The following is a 21,084-nucleotide window of genomic DNA, read 5'->3' as shown; positions in this document are numbered from 1 at the left end:
TCCCGAGAGGACTCCGATGAAAATCCTGATCTCCGGCGCGAGTGTCGCCGGCCCCGCAATCGCTTACTGGCTTGGGCGTTACGGCCACGACGTGACCGTCGTCGAGCTCGCTCCGGCGCTGCGCCAGGGCGGGTACGCGGTCGACTTCCGGGGCGATGTGAACAAGGTCGTCCTCGAGCGGATGGGCGTGCTCGACGATCTCCGCGCCCGGCAGACCGGTGGCAGTGCGATGCGGTTCGTCGACGAAGAGGGCAAGCAGGTACTGCGGCTACCGCCGGAGTTCGCCGGGGGAGACCTGGAGGTCCTGCGCTCGGATCTCTCTCAAGTGCTCTACGACCACAGCAAGCACGACGCGGAGTACATCTTCGGGGATTCGATCGCCACGCTCGACCAGCACGAAGGCGGCGTCGACGTCACCTTCGAGAGTGGAACCGCGCGGAGGTTCGACCTGGTCGTCGGGGCGGACGGCCTGCACTCCGTCGTACGGCGGCTCGCCTTCGGGCCGGAGCGGGACTACGTCAGCCACCTGGGTTACTACATCGCCGGCTGGGAGTTGCCGAACTCCTTCGGCATCGAGCGCGAGTCGCTGATGTACAACGTGCCCGGCCGGCTCGCGAGTGTCGGCGTGGACCACCGGGATCCGGGCAAGGCGGGCGCGATGTTCATCTTCGCTTCGCCCGAACTGACCTACGACCGGCGGGACGTGGCGCAGCAGCACGCGATCCTCCGCGAGGCCTACAGCGGACTCGGCTGGCACGTGCCGCAGATCCTGGACGGACTGGCCGACTCCACGGAGCTGTACTTCGACTCGATCAGCCGCGTCGACGCGGAGGGTTGGTCGTCCGGCTGGGTGGTCTTGCTGGGCGACGCCGGTTACGGAGCAACCGTCGGCGGCATGGGAACCGGTACTGCGATCGTCGCGGCCTACGTGCTCGCCGGGGAGTTGGCGAGGTCAGGTGGCAACCACGCGGCCGCATTCGCGGCGTACGAACAGCAGTTGCGCAAACCGGTCCAGGCTTGCCAGTCCGGGGGCAACCGCACCGGCAAGTTCCTGGCGCCGGGCACTCGCTTCGGCCTCGTGGCGCGGAACCACCTGCTCGGCAACGCGTTCCTGCTGAACCAGATGCTCCGGATGGGCCAGAAGAGGAGCAGCGGACTCCCGATCCGCGACTACGCCGTCAGCACTCCTGCGTGACCGCCTGCCGCACGACAGACCGCCTCAGCGCCAGTACTGCGCCACCCGCTGCGGCTGCGGTGGTCAGCAGGAAGGCTGTGCGGAACTCGGCGGGACCCGGGGACGCGGTGAGTACCAGAGTGAGCACGGCGATCGTGAGGGCTCCAGCTAGGTACTGCGACGTTGTCAGCAGGGCTCCGGCCGTTCCCTGCTGGGCAGGAGCCACGTCGTGGGTGCCGATGATGAACATGGAGGTGTAGATCACCCCGTGCCCGAACCCACTGAGCAGCAACCCGGGCAGCAGGCTCGCGGCGTACGAGGTGCCGTCCAGAGCGACTGCTAGCCACAGGAGTCCGACAGCTGCGATCACGAAGCCCGCGGCGAGAACCACAGCCGGGCCGTACCGACGTACGGCGCGTTCGGCGGCCGTGTTGCCGGCAGTGACGAGCACTGCGAGCGGGAGGAACGCCAGGCCGGCTTGGAGGGGCGTGTAGCCCTTCTGGGATTGGAGGAGCAGCGTCAGCACGTAGAACTCTGAGCCGACGCTGGCCATGTAGAGCGCGGTTGCGGCGGCACCTGTCTTCAACGAAGCCGTACTGCGAAGCCCGCGCTCGATCAGGGCATTCGTGGACCTGCGCTCGTTGCGGACGAACACCAGGAACAGGACGGCTGCCAGGGCGAGGCTGACCATCGCGGCCGGCTGGTGATCGGTGCCAAGGGTCAGGCCGATCACCAGCGCCAGGACGGTCGCAGTACCGAGGGCTGAGGCTATGAAGGGCACCCGAGAGGCGACTCTCGACGAGTTGGAGGTGATCCAGATGGTCGCTCCCACTGCCGCGAGCAGGGTGAGCGGCACGTTGACGAGGAAGGTCAGTCGCCAGGAGGCACTCGTCAGTACGCCGCCGAGGATCGCGCCGGCGGCCAGGCCCGAGGCGCCGACCGAGCCCCAGACGGCGAGGGCCCGGCTGCGGGCGGGTCCGGCGGTGAAGGTGGTGCCGATCAAGCCGAGGATCGCCGGCTGCAGCAGGGCGGCGCCGAGGCCTTGGGCGCCTCGCGCGATCAGGAGCGCGGTGCCGTCGGAGGCGACACCGCCGACCGCGCTGGCGAGGCCGAAGCCGATGATCGCGCTGACAAACAACCGCTTCGCCCCGAGCCGGTCGGTGAGCCGGCCACCGACCACCAGGAAGCCGGCGAACAGCACGGCGTACGCGCTGATGACCCACTGGGCGAGGGCTGGGTCGAGGGTGAGGTCCGTGGCCACGCTCGGCAACGCGATGTAGATGATCGAGTAGTCGAGAGCGATCAGGAACTGCGCGACGGACAGCACGGCCAGGGTCGCGGCGGACGAGTTCGGGCGGCTCATGCCGCCCATTCTCAAACCATCACACTGATGTGACGCTCAAGCTCATTACCCCAGCAGGGGCAGCTTGTGGAGGAAGGACTCCCACGAGTCGGGCAGCCAGCCGGGGACGCCGAGCACGGCCAGGTAGAGCCAGATCGCCACCAGTACGCAGAGGAACAGCGCAACGGTGCCGAGCGCCTTCAGCCAGGCCGGCTGCTTGCCGGTCCAAGCGGTGAACTCGAATACCCAGCCCTTCACCCGGTAGAGCAGCCGCTGCGCCCACTCGAACTCGCTCGACAGCACAGCCAGACCCAGGATGAACAAGGGGATGCCGCCCGGTCCGGGCAGCCAACCGGTCAGTGGCGCGGCGATGAGGAGCAGGCCACCGACCACCCCCACCCCCATCCGGTAGATCAGGTGCTTGCGCGGGTTCGCACGGATCTTGCGGCGCCACTCCCAGCGATCGTCCTGGGCGTCCAGCGTGATGTTGTGATCCGTGCGGTCGGGACTGGTCTTCTCGGCCACCTCCCCAGCGTACGTGGTCGCCGGTCTACCGCCCGGCAGCCGGCACGAACTCCCAGTGCCAAGGTTCTTGCCGCGAGCCCCCTTCGCGCGCCCACTCCGGATTCACCCAGCCGTAGGCCTCCGCGTTCGCCTGCATCCACAGGTGTTCCGGCGTCCCGAAATCGTTGATCCCGTCACACAGGTCCACCGCGATGCCCCAGCCGTGGTTCGAAGTACCGGGAAAGGCACCCAGCCCTGGCTTCCGCCTGATCAGCTCAACCTGAGCGCGATAGGGCCGATAGGAGTCGGTGATGCACAACTCCTTCCCGAAGTGCGCTTCGTAGCCCTCCGCCAACGCCCCGTACGCCGCGGCTGCGTCACACCGCAGCTTGTGGCCACCGGCGATCCGGCAGAGCTCGGAGGCCGGCATCATGCCGTTGCCGTAGCCCTGCCAGCCCTGGGTGGTGCCGAAGGCCGACAGGTAGGGAGTCGCGGCGACGCCGAATACGACTACGAGGACGACAGCGCCGGCTGCGGAGAGCCACCGGTGCTTGCGGATCCAGCGGAGGGGGCGGTCAGGCACTTGCGGGGTTGCCGAATTCCCAGTGCCAGGGTTCTTCGCGGGTGCCGCCCTGCTTGGCCCAGGCTGGGTGGACCCAGCCGAAGGCGGCTGCGTGGGTCGCCATCCAGCGGTACTGCGCTGTGCCGAAGCGGTCGATGCCGCCACAGAGGTCGACGGCTACACCCCAGCCGTGGTTCGACGTACCGGGCAGGGCGGCCAGAGACGGCTTGCGGCCGTACAGGTCGACCTGGGACTCGTAGGAACGGTAGGAGTCGGTGATGCACAGCGTCTTGCCGAAGGCCTTCTTGTAGGCGCTCGCCAACTGCTGGTACGCCGCCGCCGCGTCGCAGCGAAGCGCATGACCCGAGGTGATCCCGCACAGCTTGGACGCAGGGATCAGGCCGTTGCTGTAGCCACCCCAGCCGAGACTCGCGCTGCCGGTCGCCAGGAACGGCATCGGGTTCACCGCGTCACCACCGAGGCGTACCTCGAAGTGCAGGTGGGGGCCGGTCGAGTTGCCCTGGGTGCCGACGGCGCCGATCCGCTGGCCGGCCGAGACCCGCGCTCCGTCGGCGACGTCGATCGAGTCCAGGTGCGCGTAGAGCGTCTCGAGGCCGTTGCCGTGATCGATGCGCACCAGGTTGCCAGCCCAGGCCGGGTGCTCGATCCGCACAGTGCCGGCGGTGACAGCCCGGACCGGAGTACCGACCGGAGCCGGGAAGTCCTGGCCGGTGTGGAACCCGGTGGCCCACATCGCCCCGGCCTGGCCGAACGAAGTACCGATCTGGTAGGTGCCCTCGGCCAGCGGCCAGGTCCACTCGCCGGTACCGACGTCGTACGACGTGGTGGTGTTGCCGCAGCGGAAGGCATACGCGCCGGAGGTGCTCGCCGGGGCGACCTGCGCCTTGGTGGGTCGGCCGAGCGTCGGACGGAGGGTGGCGTACAGGCTGTCCGGGACGGAGGTGACGACGACGGAACCCTTGGCCTCGTCGGCGGCGATCATCTCGCCGTTGTCGAGGGCGATGCCGATGTGGAACAGGCCGACCGTCCTGCTGCCCATCACCAGCAAATCGCCGGGCTGGACCGAGGCGCCCGTCACCTTCTGGTAGTTCGGGTAGACCTTGCCGATCAGGTTCGGCAGCGTCGTGTACGGCTGCCAGGCGACCCGGGCGGCGCCGAGGCACCCGTACTTGTCCGGGCCGGTGGCTGCGACGCCGTACGGCTTGCCGAGCAGGGCGAAGGCCTGGTTGACCGCGCGGATCGTCTCGGCCGGGAGGACCCGGACGGTCCGGCCGCCATCCACCACGGCCGCCGCACCCGCGACGGGGCGCCCGCGCACCTTGAGAGGCTGGAGACCCCGCGGGAGCTTGGCCGGGTTCTTGATCGTGGCGGCGGCCGGCGGCTTCACCTTGGTCGCGGCCAGCTCGGTCAGGTATGTCTGCCAGTTGGACAGTGCCTGCTGGTTCCGGGTGGTCTGCAGTTGCTTAGACAGCTGGGTAGCTCCGGCCAGGTCGCCGAGCTGGCCCTGCATCGCCATCGACGCGCTGGCTGCCTTGCTCTGGACGTCCTTGCTCAGCTGCTGTGCCGTCTCGGCCGCCTTGTCGGCCGCTGCCCGCTTGGTCGCCGCGTCCGAGGCCGCAGTACCGGCTGCCGACTCAGCGGCCGTCGCTGCCTGGTACTGCGCGACCTGGGTGCTGCCGAGCTGCTTGATGGCGGTCTGGCGGTCGGCGATCTCCTGCAGGTTCTCCGCGACCGGCGCCAGCGACCACAGCATCGACTCGGTGCCGAGCACCGTCGGGATGCCCATTTGGTAGGCCTGGGCCGTCAGGATGCCGAGGCGGCGACGCTCGGCGTCGGACTTGGTCTTGGAGGCGGCCGCGAACGCTTCTGCCCGCTTGGCGGCAGCCTCGGCCGTCTGCGCCGCCTTCAGCGCGTTGGTGTAGGCGATGGTCGTCTTGGCGAAGTCCGCCTGGATCGCGGCGGCCTCGGCCTGGAGCTGCTCGAGGGACCGGTTCACATCGGTCACCGAGGCCGGCGGAGGAGGCGTCGGGTCGTCGGCGTATGCGGGCACGGCGAAAACAGCCAGCAACGTACCGAGCGCGGCGAACCGCAGCCCTCGACCCTCTCGCAGTAACCCCAGCCCCAGCATCAAGTCCCCATCACTCGCCTCACGAGCATGCGTGGGCAACCTGGCCCCCCGCGCCTGCCCAGCCTAAGCGCCCTGGCGTCCTGGCGATACCCCACTGCGCGCGCCTGCCGCCGGACCCCGACCATCGGCTCACCACGGACGGTGACAATGAGCGTGAAGGCCCGCTCGGAGGTGACCGCCGTCACGCTGGGCTCCCGGTGGTCTCAACCGCTGGTGCGACCCACTAAAGTTCATGGCATGGCCTCGCACTTTGACGTTGTTGTCCTCGGCGCGGGTCCGGGTGGGTACGTCGCGGCGATCCGCGCTGCCCAGCTCGGCCTCAAGACCGCCATCATCGAGAAGAAGTACTGGGGCGGTGTCTGCCTGAACGTGGGCTGCATCCCGTCCAAGGCGCTGCTGCGCAACGCCGAGCTGGCGCACATCTTCCGCAAGGAGGCGAAGACCTTCGGCATCAGCGGCGAGGTCAGCTTCGACTTCCCGACCGCGGTGCAGCGCAGCCGGAAGGTGGCCGACGGCCGCGTCAAGGGCGTGCACTTCCTGATGAAGAAGAACAACATCACCGAGCTCGACGGCTGGGGCACCTTCGTCGACGCGAACACCCTCGACGTCACATTGAATGGCGACGGGAACGCTGAAGAAACTGTGACCGTCACCTTCGACAACTGCATCATCGCCACCGGCGCCACCACCAAGCTGCTGCCGGGCACCCAGCTGAGCGAGCGGGTCGTGACGTACGAGGAGCAGATCCTCACCGAGGAGCTGCCGGGCAGCATGGTGATCGCCGGCGCCGGCGCGATCGGCGTCGAGTTCGCCTACGTGCTGGCCAACTATGGCGTCAAGGTGACCATCGTCGAGTTCCTGGACCGGCTGGTCCCGCTCGAGGACATCGAGGTCTCCAAGGAACTGGCGAAGGCCTACAAGAAGCTCGGCGTCGACGTCCTCACCGGCACCCGGGTCGACTCGATCGACGACTCCGGCGAGAAGGTCAAGGTCACCGTCACCGGCAATGACGGCGCCCAGCAGACGCTGGAGACCGACAAGGTGCTGCAGGCGATCGGCTTCCAGCCGCGCGTCGACGGCTACGGCCTGGACAAGATCGGCGTCGAGCTGACCGAGCGCGGCGCCATCAGGGCCGACGGATTCCTGCGCACCAACGTGCCGAACATCTTCGCCATCGGCGACGTGAACGCCAAGCTGATGCTCGCCCACGCGGCCGAGGCGCAGGGCGTGGTCGCGGCCGAGACGATCGCTGGAGTCGAGACGATGGAACTCGACCACGTGATGATCCCGCGGGCGACGTTCTGCCAGCCGCAGATCGCCAGCTTCGGCTGGACCGAGGAGCAGGCGCGGCTGGAGGGCTTCGACGTGAAGGTCGCCAAGTTCCCCTTCACCGCCAACGGCAAGGCGCACGGCCTCGGCGACCCGACCGGCTTCGTCAAGGTGATCAGCGACGCCAAGTACGGCGAACTGCTCGGCGCGCACCTGATCGGCCCCGAGGTCACCGAGCTCCTGCCCGAGCTGACCCTGGCCCAGAAGTGGGACCTGACCACCAAGGAACTGGCCCGCAACGTGCACGCTCACCCGACCCTCAGCGAGGCCCTCCAGGAAGTCTTCCACGGCCTCGAAGGGCACATGATCAACTTCTAGGTCACGCTCGGAGTGACCACGCTCCGATCCCGCCATTGCGGCGGCAGACGTGGGTTCTCGCCTGGCGGCGACTGCCATCGTCTGCCGTCGTTTTGCTGTGGTCAGGACCTGGACGTGCTCCGTGCGATGGGCCGGGGGCGGCTGGGTTCGGCCGGCAGGCCGCATGGGCCTGCCGCCCAGGGAGACCGTCCCGGCCCGTGCGCAGGTCTCGTCCGTGCAGAGTCATGGGCGAGATACCAGTCACCGGTTACAGGGCTCGGCCTCGTCGTGGAACGACGATGAACGCATCGAGCGTGCGCATGCACTACGCAACCGGGCGGTCGCCCGTCGTGGATCGACTTTGGCCGATCGGAGGTCGCCGGTCAGACTCCTCCTCCTGCTCCCCACTCGGACGACTTGCCCTCACCTTCGATCCTCACCTTCTTTGCGACCGCTCGCGGGTTGTTGTCCGTCAGCGGCGCCCGACGGTGCTTTACGTCGTAGACGATGGCCCAGATCGCTAGGAGCACGATGGGCGAGATGACCAGCAGGAAGACGAGCATGGCGCACCTCCGGCGCTGAGTGTCTTCGACGCTGCTCCTCCCGCACGGCAGGGGATAGCGCGCCGGAATCTGTCAGTGAAGACGAGAAAGTCGTCGAAAGAAAGTCCGGGATGCGGTGTCGGAGCGGGGCCGATGTGTTCGTAGCAGGAGTGAGTGGCTGCCCACGAGGGCGCGCCACCGTATTCAAGGAGAGCATCATGACTGCTACTTACACCTTCGACGTCTTTTCCAGCCTGGACGGCTTCGGCTCCTACAACAGCAGTGGCGACTGGGGCGGTTACTGGGGCAAGCAAGGTCCCGAGTTGGACGACCGCCGCCTCGCCGTGTACAGCGAGGAGCAGCGGATGGTCCTCGGGGCCAAGACCTTTCGGCAATTCGTGCAGTTGCTCGGCCCGAGCACCGAAGAGTCCGAGGTGGGTGACCCGGTGAACACCCGGATGAGGAACCTGCCGACAACGGTGGTGTCGACCACCCTTGAAGGACCCCTCGACTGGCCGGACGCGACCCTTGTGAGCGGCGATGCCGTCGACGTCGTGGCCCGGCTCAAGGAGGAGTCCGAGGTGCCGTTGCGCTCGCACGGCAGCCTGTCGCTGAACCGGGCGCTGATGGCGGCCGGTCTGGTCGACCGCGTCCAGGTGACGATCTTCCCTGTCATCACCGGCCAGACCGGAGTGGACCCGATCTTCCGGGGTGCGGCCGACTTCGACCTCGAGCTGATCGAGAGCCGGACGCTCGACGGCCACATCCAAGAGCTCATCTACCGGCCCACCCTGCACGTCTAGGTCCAACTCGGTACAGCCGGCCGTGAGCGAGTACCTCGGTCATCTGAGGCGAAATCGGGCCAGAATCACGCTCGGGAAGGCCACTAGATCAACTTCTGACCGAACGTCCGCCGGCGCCGGGCTCAGGGGTGGGTGACCTTGAGTCCGAGCCAGGTGGCGAGGTTGTTGATCTCGGCGCGGACTGCGGCGGTGATGGGCTTGGTGAAGCGGACGTCCTCGTGGATCGCGTTGACGACGAGGGTGCCGGCCTTGCGGTCGGCGGTGGCGTCGAGCTTGCCGACCAGGCGATCGCCGTGCAGGACGGGGAGGGCGAAGTAGCCCCAGCGGCGCTTGTCCTTGGGCTTGTACATCTCGAGGATGTACTCGAAGCCGAAGAGTTGCTCGGCGCGGACGCGGTCGTGGATGAGCCGGTCGAACGGCGAGAGCAGCGCAGTACGCCCCTCGAACGGCAGACCGACGTACGCCGGGTGGACGCGCCAGGTGCCGGGGACGCCCTCGATGTGTGCCTCTTCACCCGCGTCACCGACGTACGGCGGCTCGCCTGGCATCTGGGTGCCGGTGGATCGCGAGATGCCGAGCGCCGCGAGCCGGCGTTCGTTTCGGTGCTGGATGGCGGCGTCGAGGTCGAGGGTCGGCAGGCCGGCCGGGTAGACCCGCTCAGGGAGGTCCCAGTAGCGCTGACGGCCCCTGCGTCCCGAGATCGCGACCTGCCCTCGGAGGGTGAGGGCCTCCAGCATCCTCGTGAGGTTGCGGTTGTTGGTCCAGCCCGTCGACGGCCACGGCTCGACGCTCGTGTCAGGGATGTCGCGCGAGAGCAGCGGGCCCTCCTTCTCCAGCAGCGCGAGGATGTCGCGGCGGAAGGGCTCGTTCGTCGCGAGCCACGCGGCGGTGAAGGGGTGCGGCTCCGCGTCCCGGACCTCGGCGATCACGGCCGGCACGTCTCGCGGCGGGCGGATGTAGGCGACGGTCTCGACGAGTGAGCGGTCGTGTTCGACGGCCTTGGTCAGCTCGGCGGGTTCATAGGTCGAGCCCAGCCGGCTCCACAGGACGAGGTCGGCGCTCGGTGCGATGGCCGCGGTCGGGTCGATCTGCAGGAGCGTGAGGCGCTCGACGACGGCGACGAGATCGGTCGGGCGCGGCGCATCGAGCAGTTGCGCGTGGATCGCGATCCGGCGAGCCTCGTCCTTGGTGAGGTGGTGAACGACCATGCCGCCGACCTTAACGCCCAGTTCTCGGCAACTGGCCTACCAAGGAGTCCGCCTCGTGTCTGCGTTCGTTCCCGGTCTGGAGCTGAGCCGGCGCTTCTACCTGGAGGCGGTGCTGCCGATCCTGGCGGCGGAGTTTCCTTCGTTGCCGCACAGTGCGGCGCTACTCGGCCGCGGTTCAGAGGTCCTGGGCTTCGACGACGAGATGTCCGGAGACCATAACTGGGAGCCACGCGTCCTTCTCTTCGTGCGCGACGACGACCAGGCCCGCCAAGGCGAGGCGATCGCAGAAACCCTGCGTCAGCAGGTGCCGCCCCGGTTCGCGGACCGTCCGACCGACTACGGGATCCACACTGTGCGCGGCTACTTCCTGGATCACCTGGACTTCGACGTCGACCGCGAGATCGAAGCGCGCGACTGGCTCACTCTCCCTGAACAGCGACTCCGGATGATCACCGCCGGCGCGGTCTATCACGATGAGGTCGGCCTGGAAGCCGTCCGCGATCGCTTCGCCTACTACCCGCACGACGTGTGGCTCTACCTGCTGGTGGCGGGCTGGTGGCGCGTCCACCCGGAGGTCAACCTGGTCGGCCGCGCGGGTTTCGTCGGCGACGAGCTCGGCTCGGCGGTGATCGCGTCGCGGCTCGTGCACGACCTGATGCGGCTGTGCTTCCTGATGGAGCGGCAGTACGCGCCGTACTCGAAGTGGTTCGGGACGGCCTTCTCCCGGCTGGCCTGCGCCGCCGACTTGTCGCCGATCCTGCGGAAGGTTCTCCGGGCCGAAACCTGGCCGGAGCGGGAGGAGGCGCTGACGGCGGCGTACGAACTGGTGGCCGCCATGCACAACGCATTGCAGATCACGCCACCTGTCTCGACAGACGTCGAGCAGATGTGGAACCGGCCTTTCAAGGTCTTCTGGGGAGACTTCCCGGGCACACTCAGTGCCCAGATCGAAGACCCGGCGGTGAAGCAGCTCGCCGAACGCTGGCCGGTCGGCGACATCGACCAACTCCGAGAAGTCCTGTGGAATCCCCGCTATCGCAGCCAGTTGCTCCGCTTGTTCGACTGAGAAGCCTCGCGCAGAGCAGGTCGGTCAGCGCTCGGTGGAGTCGCCGAGGACGGGTTTGACGTCGACGATCGGGGTGCCGTCAAGTGCCTCGAGGTGATCGACCTGGAGGCGCAGGCCGGCGACCGCGGTGATCGTGACTCGGTGGAGGCCGAGGGGGTTGGGGCGGTCCGGCGAGCGGGTACTGAAGACGCCGGTGAGCGGACGGTTCTCGTCTCCCCGCGGGTGCACCGCCTGAACGTCACGGTCGGCGCGGTCGAACCAGGTGATCAGCAGGATCTCGTCGCCGATGCCGAGGTCGGCCAGCGCCGCGCGCACTCCCTCGTCGAACACCAGCCACGCGTCGGGTGCTCCCTCGTCGGCCTGACGCGGCGCGTCCTGCCGATCGGTCAGTACGGACTCCACCCGGCCGATCGGCCGGACCATCAGTTCATCGCTCATCAGCCGGGCTCCAGTCTCAGCTTGAGGTCGAGGGTGAGGCAGGGTAGGCCCTCACGTTCAGCTTGACGTCAGATGGCGGTAAACCGTGACAAGAGGTTGACCCGGCGCGGCGACGTGCAGCGCCAGCCCGGGTGGCGCCGTCAGGTCGACCAGCCCCGCGGCGGCAGCCGGTTCGAAGGGCAGGGGAGCGGTGGACCTGATGCCAGGTGCAACCAACAGCGGGAACCCGGCGAAGGTGGTCGACACCCCGTTGTGGACGTGGCCGGCGAGCAGCGCGGTGATCGGCTTGTCGCGGAGCACCGCCTCGAAACCGTCCGGCGACTGCAGGATCCACTGGTCGAGGACCGGGTGCTGGAGCTCGTTCGGCGGATGGTGGAACGCCACGAACAACGGCCCGGTCACCGGTTCCGCCAGTACTGCGGACAGCCACTCGAGTGACTCCGCGCTCAACAGCCCGTGGTCCTCACCCGGCACCGACGTGTCGAGCAGCACGAACCTGGCCCCCGCGACATCCCGCACCTGATGCACGGGATGCCCGTCACCCGGCGACTCGACGTACGCCGTGAGTCCGGCGCGCAGTGGTCCGCTGACGTCGTGGTTCCCGGGCAGCATCAACACCGGTACGTCGAGCTCCAGCTCGGCCGCGACCTCGGCGTACTCCGACTCCGCGCCGTGGTCGGCCAGGTCGCCGGTGACGAGCACGACGTCGACCGGTCGTGCGAACTCCCGCAGGTACGTCGTGACAAGGCGCAGGCGATCCCGCGCCTCCGCCGACCCGTCGAGATGCGGGTCACTGAGATGAGCGATCACGAACACGGCAACCTCCAGCAGTCTAACGGCAGATCCACAACCTACCGTTAGCAGCCTTCCGCCGGATACAGGTTTATCGCCAGGGTGTTCACCCGCAGAACGCGGAAGGCAGTTCAGGGCAGGGCACCAGACCGTCGCGGGCCAGGATCGGGCGGGCCTGCATCGAACCGAGGTAATCCAGGAACGCCTCTTGCAGGGAGTCCTGTCCGGGCGCCTTGTAGGTGTAGGCGTGCTCGACCTCCCAGAACCGGTACGACCGGTCCGCCACCTTCGACGCGTCCGGCACCACCCCGTCGATCGACGCCACCGTGACGACGGGGTATTTCCGCGAGCCGCCCAGCTCGGCGTACCCGATCGCGCCCTCGATGTCGTTCAGCCGGGACAGCAGTTCCTCCGTCGTACCGACCTCGCAGCGGTGGTGCTTGGCGACCGGGTCGTCCTTGGTGCGGCAGTCGTCGGAGGAGATCCCGAGTTCCTGGTCGCCGGCCAGCACCTTGTCCCGGAAGGTGCGGCGCGAGCCGGAGTCGGGGCCGACGCGGCTCACCATCCGGATCGGCAGGTCCCGCCCGCCGAGCTGCTTCCAGTTGGTCAGCCGTCCCGCGTAGATGTCCCGCAACTGGGTCACGGTCAGCGCGGTCACGTCCGTCGAGCGGTTCAGGACGACCGCGAAGACGACCACCGCGATCGACCGGCCGCGGAGGTCTGGGGAGTCCTCGGCCGGGCCGTCCGACATGGCGATCAGCTGTCCGGCGGCCGCTGGGTCCCGCGTGGCGGTCTCGTTCAGCGCCCGGGTGCCACTGCGGCTGCCGTTCGCGGCGATCGTGATGTCGGCCTGTGTGCATTCGGCCGCATAGGCGCTCCGGAGCTCCTTCATGGTCGGCTCCACCGCGGTCGAGCCGATGATCTGGAGGCGGCCGGAGGCGCAGTTGTCCGGCGGCTGGAGCACGTCGACCACGAAGAGCGCGACCAGGGCACCCACCAGGAGCAGCGACAACGCCCCGAACATCAGGGTGCGCCGCCCCGGACCGCGCGGCCGGGGTTCGTGATAGACCCCACCACCCGCTGATCCACCCGCGAGGTAGCCCGAGTGCGTCACGCCGTCGCCGCGGCCGCTGAGCACCAGCAGGAACTTGAAGCTGTCGCCGCGGTTGATCGCGGTCCGCGGCAGGATCAGCTTGCTCGTCTCGATGAAGTTCTCCGAGTCGAGCTGGCGCTGCAGCATCTGACCGAGCGCCTCGGGCTTGGCCTCGGTCACCTCGAGCCCGACGATCTTGCGGTCCGGGAACGCGAACGACACCTTCTCGTGCATGTGGTGCGGCTCGATGTCCATCCCGCCGGCGTTGTCGACCCGCAGCAGCACGATGCTCGGGTCTGGCACCACCGCGCCCTGGTAGCGGACCTCGACGTCCACCATGTGCGAGCTGGGGAAGACGCCGATCGGGGCGTCGACCTGGACCCGGTAGACGAGCCGCTTGCGGCGCAGGAAGTACCTGTCGACCAGCCAGACGATCACGGTGCCGATCAGCGCGATCGCCGCGATCACCGTCTCGAGATTGATGTCCCCCAGGCCGGAGAAGTCCACTGCCAGACTCATTGCCCCCACAGCATTCATCGAAGGAGCGCCGAGCGTAGGGAGCGCGCACGACCGGCCGGTGAACAGCGGCTGAATCCTCACGGTGACTACAGGCGCCCGTACTCACCGTCCGCTGACGCGCCGCGGCAGGGCTTGGCCTGCGACGGTCCGTCTGCGAGATTGGCGGCATGGCTGAACAGGTGGATGTGGTCGTTGTCGGGCTGGGCGTCGGTGGCGAGGAGACCTCAGGGCGGCTCGCGGAGGCGGGACTGAACGTCGTCGGGGTGGAGCCGCGGCTGGTCGGGGGCGAGTGCCCGTACTACGGCTGCATCCCGAGCAAGATGATGATCCGCGCCGGGAACCTGATCGCCGAGACCCGCCGCGTCGAAGGCATCGCCGGTACGTCGACCGTCGAGCCCGACTGGGCTCCGGTGGCCAAGCGGATCCGCGAGGAGGCGACGGACAACTGGAACGACCAGGTCGCGGTCGACCGCCTGGTGAGGAAGGGCGTCACCTTCGTCCGCGGCCGCGGCACGATCACCGGCCCGCGCACGGTGCAGGCGGGCGACCAGGAGTACGAGGTATCCCGCGGCATCGTCATCGCCACCGGTACGGTCCCGCTGATCCCGCCGATCGACGGCCTCGCCGGTACGCCGTACTGGACCAACCGCGAGGCGATCGAGGCGGACACGCTGCCGGCCACCATGATCGTGCTCGGCGGCGGCGCGATCGGCCTGGAGCTGACCCAGGTGTACGCGCGGTTCGGCGTGGACGTGACCGTGGTCGAGGGTGCCGACCGGGTGATCGCGATGGAGGAGCCGGAGTCCAGCGAGCTGGCCCAGGCCGCGCTCGAGAAGGACGGGGTCACCTTCCGGCTCGGCTCGCAGGCCAAGTCCGTGCGGCACGACGGCGACACCTTCACCCTGACGCTGACCGACGGCGGCACGGTCACCGGCGAGAAGTTGCTGGTGGCAACCGGGCGCCGGGTGGACATCAAGGGTCTAGGACTGGACAAAGTGGGTCTCGATCCCGACGCGCGATCCATCGCGGTGGACGGGCACGTGCGCGCGGGCGACGGCATCTGGGCGATCGGCGACGTCACCGGCGTCGGCGTCTTCACCCACAACGCGATGTACCAGGCGAACGTGGCCGTGCTCGACATCCTCGGCGCGGAGGGAGCGCCGGTGGCGAGCTATCACGCGATGCCCCGGGTCACCTTCACCGACCCGGAGATCGGCGCGGTCGGGAAGACCGAGAAGCAGGCCCGCGACGAAGGCCTCGACGTACGGACCGGGATCACCCAGATCCCCGCGTCGACCCGGGGCTGGATCCACAAGGCGGGCAACGAGGGATTCATCAAGCTCGTGATGGACAATGAACGCGGCGTGCTGGTCGGCGCGACCAGTTCGGGACCGACCGGCGGCGAGGTGATGGCCGCGCTGGCGGTCGCGGTGCACGCCGCGGTCCCGGTTCACTCTCTGCAACAGATGATCTACGCATACCCGACCTTCCACCGCGCGATCGGGGAGGCGCTGAAGGCGTTCTGAACGCCTTGTTGCGATTCGGTCGCAAGTAGATCAAGAATGTCGGCATGCATGTTCCTGACGGGTTCTTCGACGCGCCCACCTCCGTCGCCACCGGCCTGATCGCGGCGGGAGCGGTCGGGTTCAGCCTGCAGCGGGCCAACCGGGAGATCCGTGAGACCGGCCCGGCGCTGGCCGGCCTGACCGCGGCCTTCGTCTTCGCCGTCCAGATGGTGAACTTCCCGGTCGGCGCCGGCACCAGCGGTCACCTGCTCGGCGGCGCGCTGGCGGCCGCCCTGGTCGGCCCGTGGTCGGCGGTGCTGGTGATGTCGACGGTGCTGCTCGTCCAGGGCCTGCTCTTCGCCGACGGCGGCCTCACCGCGCTCGGCACGAACATCACCTTGATGGGCCTGATCACCGTCCTGGTGGGGTACTTCGTGATCCGCGCGGTACTGCAGGTGCTGCCCAAGCGGGTCGGCAGCGTGGTGCCCGCGACCACGCTCGGCGCCCTCGTCTCGGTCCCGGTCGCCGCGCTCGCGTTCACCGGTCTGTACGCGATCGGCGGCGCGGTCGACATCCCGCTCGGCAAGCTCGCCACCGCGATGGTCGGCTGGCACCTCCTGGTCGGCCTCGGCGAGGCCGCGATCACCGCGGCGGTGCTGAGCGCCGTCGTCGCGACCCGCCCCGACCTCGTGTACGCCGCCCGCCACCTGCAGCCGGCCCTCGTCCTGGTCGATGCCGACGGCAACAGCTCGACGGTGTCGCCGGACCGGCCGATCGCGGCGAAGCCCACCGGCCGGACTCTGGGCGTCGGGATCGCTGCCACCCTGTCGGTCGCCGGAGTCGTCAGCCTGTTCGCCAGCGCGCACCCGGACGGGCTGGAGTTCGTCGGCGCGAAGCTCGGGTTCGACGGCGCGGCCAAGGACTCGGCGGTGGCCGGCAGCCCGCTCGCGGACTACGGGGTGAGCGGGATCGGCAACGCCCAGGTGTCCGGCGCGCTCGCCGGCATCATCGGGGTACTGGTGACGATCGCGGTCGGGCTCGCGATCGCCAAGGTGGCGTCGCTGCGGTCGTCCGCGCGCGCCGACAAGGCTGCCTGATGCGCTCGTGACCGGTTCCGCCGGCGACGGTCTGCTGGTCGTCGCGGACAGCCGGATCCACCGGTTGCCCGCGCAGGTGAAGATCGTCGCGCTGTTCGTCTTCGTGCTCGCCGTGGTGTCCACTCCGGCGGGCGTCTTCTGGGCCTTCGCCCTGTACGGCGCGCTCCTCGTCGGGTGCGTCATGCTCGCCAAACTGCCGCCCTTGGTGGTGATGAGGCGGCTGGCGGTGGAGACGCCGTTCGTGGTGTTCGCTCTGGTGCTGCCTTTCGTGGCGACGGGCCCGCGGGTCGAAGTACTCGGTGTCTCGCTGTCCCAGTCGGGGGTGCTCGGCTCGTGGAACGTGCTGGCCAAGGGAACGCTCGGCGTGGTCGCGGCGATCGTGTTGTCGGCCACCACGGGTCCGCGCGCGTTGCTCGCCGGGCTCGAGCGGCTGCGGTTGCCGTCGACGCTGGTGGCGATCCTGTCGTTCATGGTCCGGTACCTGAGTGTGGTGTCGGACGACCTGCACCGGATGCGGATCGCGCGCGAGTCGCGCGGGTACAGAGGCGGCCGCGCGGGTCATCTGAAGGCCGTTGCCGGGGGAGTCGGGGCGTTGTTCGTGCGGAGTTTCGAGCGCGGCGAGCGGGTGCACCTGGCGATGCAGTCCCGCGGCTACACCGGACGCATGCCGCTGCTGTCGGAGTCGGGAGCGGCCCGGGTCCAGTGGGTCGAGGGGCTGGCGATCTCCCTGGCGGCGGTCGTCATCGCGGTCACGGCTAGGGTGGTCGGCTTGTGAGCGGTCCATCGATCCACGTCGAGCGTCTCGTCTTCGCCTATCCCGACGGCCGGCAGGCCCTGTTCGGCGTCGACTTCACCATCCAGCGCGGCGAACGCGTCGCGCTACTCGGCCCGAACGGCGCCGGCAAGACCACGCTCGTGCTGCACCTCAACGGCATCCTCGGCTCGGTGGCCGGCGGGAGCGGGAGCGGCCGGATCCAGATCGGCGGGTCGGACCTGCATCGCGAGCACCTTCCCGAAGTACGACGGAAGGTCGGGTTGGTGTTCCAGGACCCGGATGACCAGTTGTTCATGCCGACCGTGCGGGATGACGTCGCCTTCGGACCGGCGAACCTCGGCCTGCGCGGCGCCGATCTCGAAGCGAGGGTGCACGAGGCACTGGTCCAGGTCGGCATGCAGGACCACGCTGATGTCGCCCCGCACCACCTGTCGTACGGCCAGCGCCGCCGCGTCGCAGTGGCCACGGTGCTTGCGATGCGGCCCGAAGTACTGGTGCTGGACGAGCCTTCGAGCAACCTCGATCCGGCGAGCCGGCGGGAGTTGGCGGACATCCTGTCAGGGCTCGACGTGACCTTGCTGATGATCACGCACGACCTGCCGTACGCGCTGCAACTGTGCGAGCGGAGTCTCCTGATGGACGCCGGCCGGATCGTCGCCGACGGCTCTACCCGGGATCTCCTCGGCGACGCGGACCTGATGTCGGCGCACCGCCTCGAACTCCCCTACGGCTTCGACCCGCTCTCGGTGCCGGGACCCGAACGCTGAAGACCTCGTTCGGCAATTGGCGGTGAATTTCCAACCAAGGTCTTGCTTGTTACTGGCTGGTCAGCGAAGGTGACTCTCAGGTCACCCTGCGCCTCGGTTCCCTCCACCAGTGCAAAGGCGGTACCGCCCAATGAAACCCATCGCCGGCATCATCAGCGCAGCGGTCCTCGGGATCGCACTCCTCACCAGCCCGACAATCGCCCATGCAGCGGCGCCCGACTACGTCGCGCTCGGCGACTCGTACGCCTCCGGCGTCGGGACCCGCACCTACATCACCTCGAGCGGCTCCTGCAAGCGCTCGACCCTGTCCTACCCGTACCTCGACGCCGCCCGGATCGGCGCGACCCTGACCTCGGTGGCGTGCTCCGGCGCCCGGGTCGCGGACGTCACGGCCAACCAGCTCGGCCCACTCAACAGCGGGATCGAGTTCGTGACCGTCCAGGTCGGCGGCAACGACGCCGGGTTCTCCTCGGTGATCACCGAGTGCGCCAAGCCCGCCTGGCTCGCCAACTGCGACGGCGCCATCAACACCTCCCAGGCGACGATCAACAACACGCTACCCAGCCGCCTGAACGGGCTCTACGCGACCATCAAGAGCCGTGCCTCGGCGGCAAAGATCATCGCGGTCGGCTATCCGCGGCTGTTCAACGGCACTGACTGCAACGCGGGCACCTTCTTCAGCGCCGCCGAGATGACCCGGCTGAACCAGACAGCCGACCTGCTCAACTCGAAGGTGGCGGCCTCGGCGAGCGCCGCCGGCTTCACCTTCGTCAATCCGACCTCGGCCTTCATCGGGCACGCGGTCTGCGGCAGCCCGGAGTGGATCAACGGGCTGTCCAACCCGGTCACCGAGTCGTACCACCCGAACACGACTGGGCAGCAAGGCTTCGCAAATCTGGTCGACGACCACCTGAACTGAAGGTTCTTACCCCTTTACACCTGCGCAGCGCCCCTGAACGTGATGTTATGCAGGGGTGCCGCACAGGTCAGTCCGCTGGCTTCTGGCGGCGCGGGTCCAGGCCAACGGCCTAGATCGTCCGGTGTCCGAGGCCGGCCCCGGAGGGGTGGCCGACGTCGTACGCCGGACGGCGGGGCTCCAAGCGCAGAGCTGGCGCGGAGCCGCATACGCCGTCCGAGCACGATCCACCGCGACCACCTGGTCCGACGTCACCCACGCGCAGGAGACAGATCGGTCAGTACTGCGCGGCTGGTTCATGCGCGGCACCTTGCAACTGGTGGCCACCGAGGACGCCGGCCCGTTGCTCGGACTCCTCGGCCGCAAGCTGATCAAGGACACCCACCGCCGGTACGGCGAACTCGGCCTGGCCGGGGATCTTCCCGATCGAGCGGCTGAGGTGCTCGAGACCTACCTGCTGGACAACGGCCCGACCGGCCGGGCCCGCCTCGGCGCAGTACTCGTCGAAGCCGGGCTCATCCAGGAGCCGACGGGACAAGCCGTGTACGCGTGCATCCGGCATGCCGGGTTGCTCGGGAAGGTCTGTTACGGCCCTGGGCATGATGCCGATGAGAGCTGGGTCGCCGTTCGGGACTGGCTCGGAGCACCACTGACACTCGAGGGCTCCGCGGACGACCTGGCCCGGCGCTACCTCACGGCGTACGGGCCTGCCACTGGTCAGGACTTCGCGACCTGGTCCGGTCTGCCGATGCCGGCGGCCCGGAACGCACTGAAGGCGGCCGCCACCACCGAGTTCGTGGTGGAAGGAGAGTCCCTGGCGGCGGTCGAGGACCTGCCCGGCTGCGACCTTCTCCGGCTGGTGGGGGAGTTCGACGCGTATCTGCTCGGCTACAAGGACCGGCGCTACGCGTTGGCCGAGGAACACCGCAAGCACATCCATCCCGGTGGCGGCATGTTGCGCCCGGCGGTCGTCCAGGGCGGCGTCGTGATCGGCTCGTGGAAGCACGCCGGACCGCAGGTCGAGCTGTTCGACGAGTCGGCTGTGCCGGAAGGACTGGGCGCCGAGCTCGAGGATCTGGCCCGATTCCGTAGCTGACACTGTGTGACGGCGTCGATCCCCGGCGGACTGCTCGTGGTCCGCTGGGCCTTGTTCTTGCCTCTTATATGCCCGCGAAGGTATATATGGAGCCATGAGTGAGACGCTGACCAACGAGAACGGCCGGACCGTACTGCGGATGGAGCGGCGGCTGACACATCCGCCGGAGAAGGTCTGGCGGGCGCTGACCGATCCGTCCGAGCTGGCCGCGTGGTTCCCGGCCGCGGTCGAGCTTGATCTGCGGCTGGACGGCAAGATCTCGTTCACCTTCGAGCAAGGAGAAGACGACTTCGTCGAGGACCCCGACAACACCGGGGTGATCCGTGCCTACGACCCACCCCACCTGCTCGAGTACACCTGGGGCGCCGAGATCCAGCGCTGGGAACTGGCCTCGACCGACGAGGGCTGCCTCCTCACCCTCACCGCCACCTACGACGACCGCCCAGGCTCGGCAAGCTTCACCAGCGGCTGGATCCTCTGCCTAGACGCCCTGGACAAGGCCCTAGGCGGAGCCACCATCCAACGCGAGACCTACCCACTACTCCACGAACACTTCATCAAGCACCACGCCCTGGACCAAGGCACCCTCCACCCGGACGGCTCAATCCACTACGAACGCCAACTGGTCGCCCCCAAGGAACAGGTCTGGGCAAAGCTGGCAGGCGACTCTCCGGCGGACCTCAGTACGCCTCCGCCCGGCTTCGTTGCTGAGGGCATTGAAGCCGGGCGGGTGCTGACGGCTGAAGCGCCGGTTGAGTTGAGCTATCCCTGGCAGCACGGGGTGGTTGCCTGGCGACTCCGTGACGGGAACGGGGGAGCCCGCCTGGTGGTCACCCAGACGGGGCCCGCCGAGATCTACCTGCCCGCTTGGCGCGAACTGATCGAGTCACTGGCCGCCGACGTACTGGCGGAGGTGGTCGGCGGTTAGGGAGGCGCTGCTTTCCACCAGGTCGGCGGGGATGCCGGTGAAGACGATGTGGCCGCCGTCGTGGCCGGCGCCTGGGCCTAGGTCGATCAGCCAGTCCGCGTGGGCCATCACGGCTTGGTGGTGCTCGATCACGATCACCGTGTTGCCGTCGTCGACGAGTTGGTCGAGTAAGCCCAGGAACT

At 68.5% G+C, this 21,084-nt stretch carries 21 protein-coding genes; 11 read left to right on the top strand and 10 right to left on the bottom strand.

All coding sequences use genetic code 11. The features are described 5' to 3' along the window. Positions 1-16: 16 nt before the first annotated feature. Positions 17-1,195 carry an FAD-dependent monooxygenase gene (locus EV644_RS28695; protein WP_132192082.1) on the top strand — a complete coding sequence of 393 codons (1,179 nt, stop codon included), beginning with the start codon at positions 17-19 and terminating at the stop codon, positions 1,193-1,195. On the opposite strand, the gene EV644_RS28690 is transcribed toward EV644_RS28695, so the two are convergent. The 4 genes from EV644_RS28690 to EV644_RS28675 are packed head-to-tail and all read right to left on the bottom strand — an operon-like array spanning position 1,179 to position 5,731. Then, positions 1,179-2,537, bottom strand: coding sequence for an MFS transporter (locus tag EV644_RS28690; protein WP_132192081.1), 1,359 nt, complete (start codon positions 2,535-2,537; stop codon positions 1,179-1,181). The two genes, EV644_RS28695 and EV644_RS28690, sit on opposite strands and share 17 nt — an antisense overlap. Positions 2,538-2,582: 45 nt before the next feature. Continuing rightward, positions 2,583-3,041 carry a PGPGW domain-containing protein gene (locus EV644_RS28685; RefSeq protein WP_241998930.1) on the bottom strand — a complete coding sequence of 153 codons (459 nt, stop codon included), beginning with the start codon at positions 3,039-3,041 and terminating at the stop codon, positions 2,583-2,585. A gap of 25 nt (positions 3,042-3,066) precedes the next feature. Continuing rightward, the gene (locus EV644_RS28680) at positions 3,067-3,603 is read right to left on the bottom strand and encodes a M15 family metallopeptidase (RefSeq protein WP_241998929.1); all 537 of its coding nucleotides are present in this window, start codon (positions 3,601-3,603) and stop codon (positions 3,067-3,069) included. Then, the gene (locus tag EV644_RS28675) at positions 3,596-5,731 is read right to left on the bottom strand and encodes a peptidoglycan DD-metalloendopeptidase family protein (RefSeq protein ID WP_241998927.1); all 2,136 of its coding nucleotides are present in this window, start codon (positions 5,729-5,731) and stop codon (positions 3,596-3,598) included. The genes EV644_RS28680 and EV644_RS28675 overlap by 8 nt, the downstream gene beginning before the upstream one ends. 237 nt (positions 5,732-5,968) lie before the next feature. Between EV644_RS28675 and lpdA the strand changes: the two genes are divergently transcribed. Then, on the top strand, positions 5,969-7,378 hold the full coding sequence (gene lpdA / locus EV644_RS28670) for a dihydrolipoyl dehydrogenase (protein ID WP_132192079.1): 1,410 nt from the start codon (positions 5,969-5,971) through the stop codon (positions 7,376-7,378). Positions 7,379-7,740: 362 nt separating this feature from the next. Here the strand turns inward: lpdA and EV644_RS28665 are convergent, their stop codons facing one another. Beyond that, on the bottom strand, positions 7,741-7,920 hold the full coding sequence (locus EV644_RS28665; RefSeq protein WP_132192078.1) for a hypothetical protein: 180 nt from the start codon (positions 7,918-7,920) through the stop codon (positions 7,741-7,743). 197 nt (positions 7,921-8,117) lie between these two features. Here EV644_RS28665 and EV644_RS28660 point away from each other — a divergent pair, with 197 nt between their 5' ends. Continuing rightward, the gene (locus EV644_RS28660; RefSeq protein WP_132192077.1) at positions 8,118-8,702 is read left to right on the top strand and encodes a dihydrofolate reductase family protein; all 585 of its coding nucleotides are present in this window, start codon (positions 8,118-8,120) and stop codon (positions 8,700-8,702) included. 122 nt (positions 8,703-8,824) lie between these two features. Here the strand turns inward: EV644_RS28660 and EV644_RS28655 are convergent, their stop codons facing one another. Then, entirely contained in the window at positions 8,825-9,910 is a 1,086-nt protein-coding gene (locus tag EV644_RS28655; RefSeq protein ID WP_132192076.1) for a DNA glycosylase AlkZ-like family protein, read from the bottom strand. A gap of 55 nt (positions 9,911-9,965) precedes the next feature. Here EV644_RS28655 and EV644_RS28650 point away from each other — a divergent pair, with 55 nt between their 5' ends. Further along, a complete protein-coding gene (locus EV644_RS28650; RefSeq protein WP_199240035.1) occupies positions 9,966-10,976 on the top strand; it encodes a DUF4037 domain-containing protein in 1,011 nt (336 codons plus the stop codon). Positions 10,977-11,000: 24 nt separating this feature from the next. Here the strand turns inward: EV644_RS28650 and tsaA are convergent, their stop codons facing one another. The 3 genes from tsaA to EV644_RS28635 form a co-directional block, all read right to left on the bottom strand. Further along, complete coding sequence (tsaA, locus tag EV644_RS28645) at positions 11,001-11,414, bottom strand: tRNA (N6-threonylcarbamoyladenosine(37)-N6)-methyltransferase TrmO (protein WP_132192074.1); 414 nt, start codon at positions 11,412-11,414, stop codon at positions 11,001-11,003. Positions 11,415-11,471: 57 nt separating this feature from the next. Continuing rightward, positions 11,472-12,224: a metallophosphoesterase gene (locus tag EV644_RS28640; RefSeq protein ID WP_241998923.1), complete on the bottom strand. Its 753-nt coding sequence runs from the start codon at positions 12,222-12,224 to the stop codon at positions 11,472-11,474. A gap of 88 nt (positions 12,225-12,312) precedes the next feature. After that, positions 12,313-13,818, bottom strand: coding sequence for a PstS family phosphate ABC transporter substrate-binding protein (locus tag EV644_RS28635; protein WP_158292949.1), 1,506 nt, complete (start codon positions 13,816-13,818; stop codon positions 12,313-12,315). 167 nt (positions 13,819-13,985) lie between these two features. Here EV644_RS28635 and EV644_RS28630 point away from each other — a divergent pair, with 167 nt between their 5' ends. The 7 genes from EV644_RS28630 (at position 13,986) to EV644_RS28600 (ending at position 20,902) form a co-directional block, all read left to right on the top strand. Further along, complete coding sequence (locus tag EV644_RS28630; RefSeq protein ID WP_132192071.1) at positions 13,986-15,344, top strand: dihydrolipoyl dehydrogenase family protein; 1,359 nt, start codon at positions 13,986-13,988, stop codon at positions 15,342-15,344. A 44-nt stretch (positions 15,345-15,388) separates the two neighbouring features. After that, positions 15,389-16,420, top strand: a complete 1,032-nt coding sequence (locus EV644_RS28625) for an energy-coupling factor ABC transporter permease (protein WP_132192070.1) — start codon at positions 15,389-15,391, stop codon at positions 16,418-16,420. A 7-nt stretch (positions 16,421-16,427) separates the two neighbouring features. Further along, the gene (gene cbiQ, locus EV644_RS28620; protein WP_132192069.1) at positions 16,428-17,195 is read left to right on the top strand and encodes a cobalt ECF transporter T component CbiQ; all 768 of its coding nucleotides are present in this window, start codon (positions 16,428-16,430) and stop codon (positions 17,193-17,195) included. Beyond that, the gene (locus tag EV644_RS28615; protein WP_132192068.1) at positions 17,192-17,962 is read left to right on the top strand and encodes an energy-coupling factor ABC transporter ATP-binding protein; all 771 of its coding nucleotides are present in this window, start codon (positions 17,192-17,194) and stop codon (positions 17,960-17,962) included. Before cbiQ ends, EV644_RS28615 begins: the two co-directional genes overlap by 4 nt. A 130-nt stretch (positions 17,963-18,092) precedes the next feature. Next, positions 18,093-18,881, top strand: coding sequence for an SGNH/GDSL hydrolase family protein (locus EV644_RS28610; protein WP_132192067.1), 789 nt, complete (start codon positions 18,093-18,095; stop codon positions 18,879-18,881). A 121-nt stretch (positions 18,882-19,002) separates the two neighbouring features. Beyond that, positions 19,003-19,974 (top strand): winged helix DNA-binding domain-containing protein, encoded by a 972-nt coding sequence (locus tag EV644_RS28605; RefSeq protein ID WP_158292948.1) that lies wholly within the window; start codon positions 19,003-19,005, stop codon positions 19,972-19,974. A gap of 94 nt (positions 19,975-20,068) precedes the next feature. Continuing rightward, complete coding sequence (locus tag EV644_RS28600; protein ID WP_132192065.1) at positions 20,069-20,902, top strand: SRPBCC family protein; 834 nt, start codon at positions 20,069-20,071, stop codon at positions 20,900-20,902. On the opposite strand, the gene EV644_RS48180 is transcribed toward EV644_RS28600, so the two are convergent. Then, entirely contained in the window at positions 20,861-21,040 is a 180-nt protein-coding gene (locus tag EV644_RS48180; protein ID WP_370451481.1) for a hypothetical protein, read from the bottom strand. The two genes, EV644_RS28600 and EV644_RS48180, sit on opposite strands and share 42 nt — an antisense overlap. Between the last annotated feature and the right edge of the window lie 44 nt (positions 21,041-21,084).

The sequence above is a fragment of the Kribbella orskensis genome (assembly GCF_004342085.1).
Classification (GTDB): Bacteria; Actinomycetota; Actinomycetes; order Propionibacteriales; family Kribbellaceae; genus Kribbella; species Kribbella orskensis.
The sequence above is the reverse complement of the archived record's forward strand: the minus strand, read 5'-3'. Positions and strand labels throughout refer to the sequence as shown.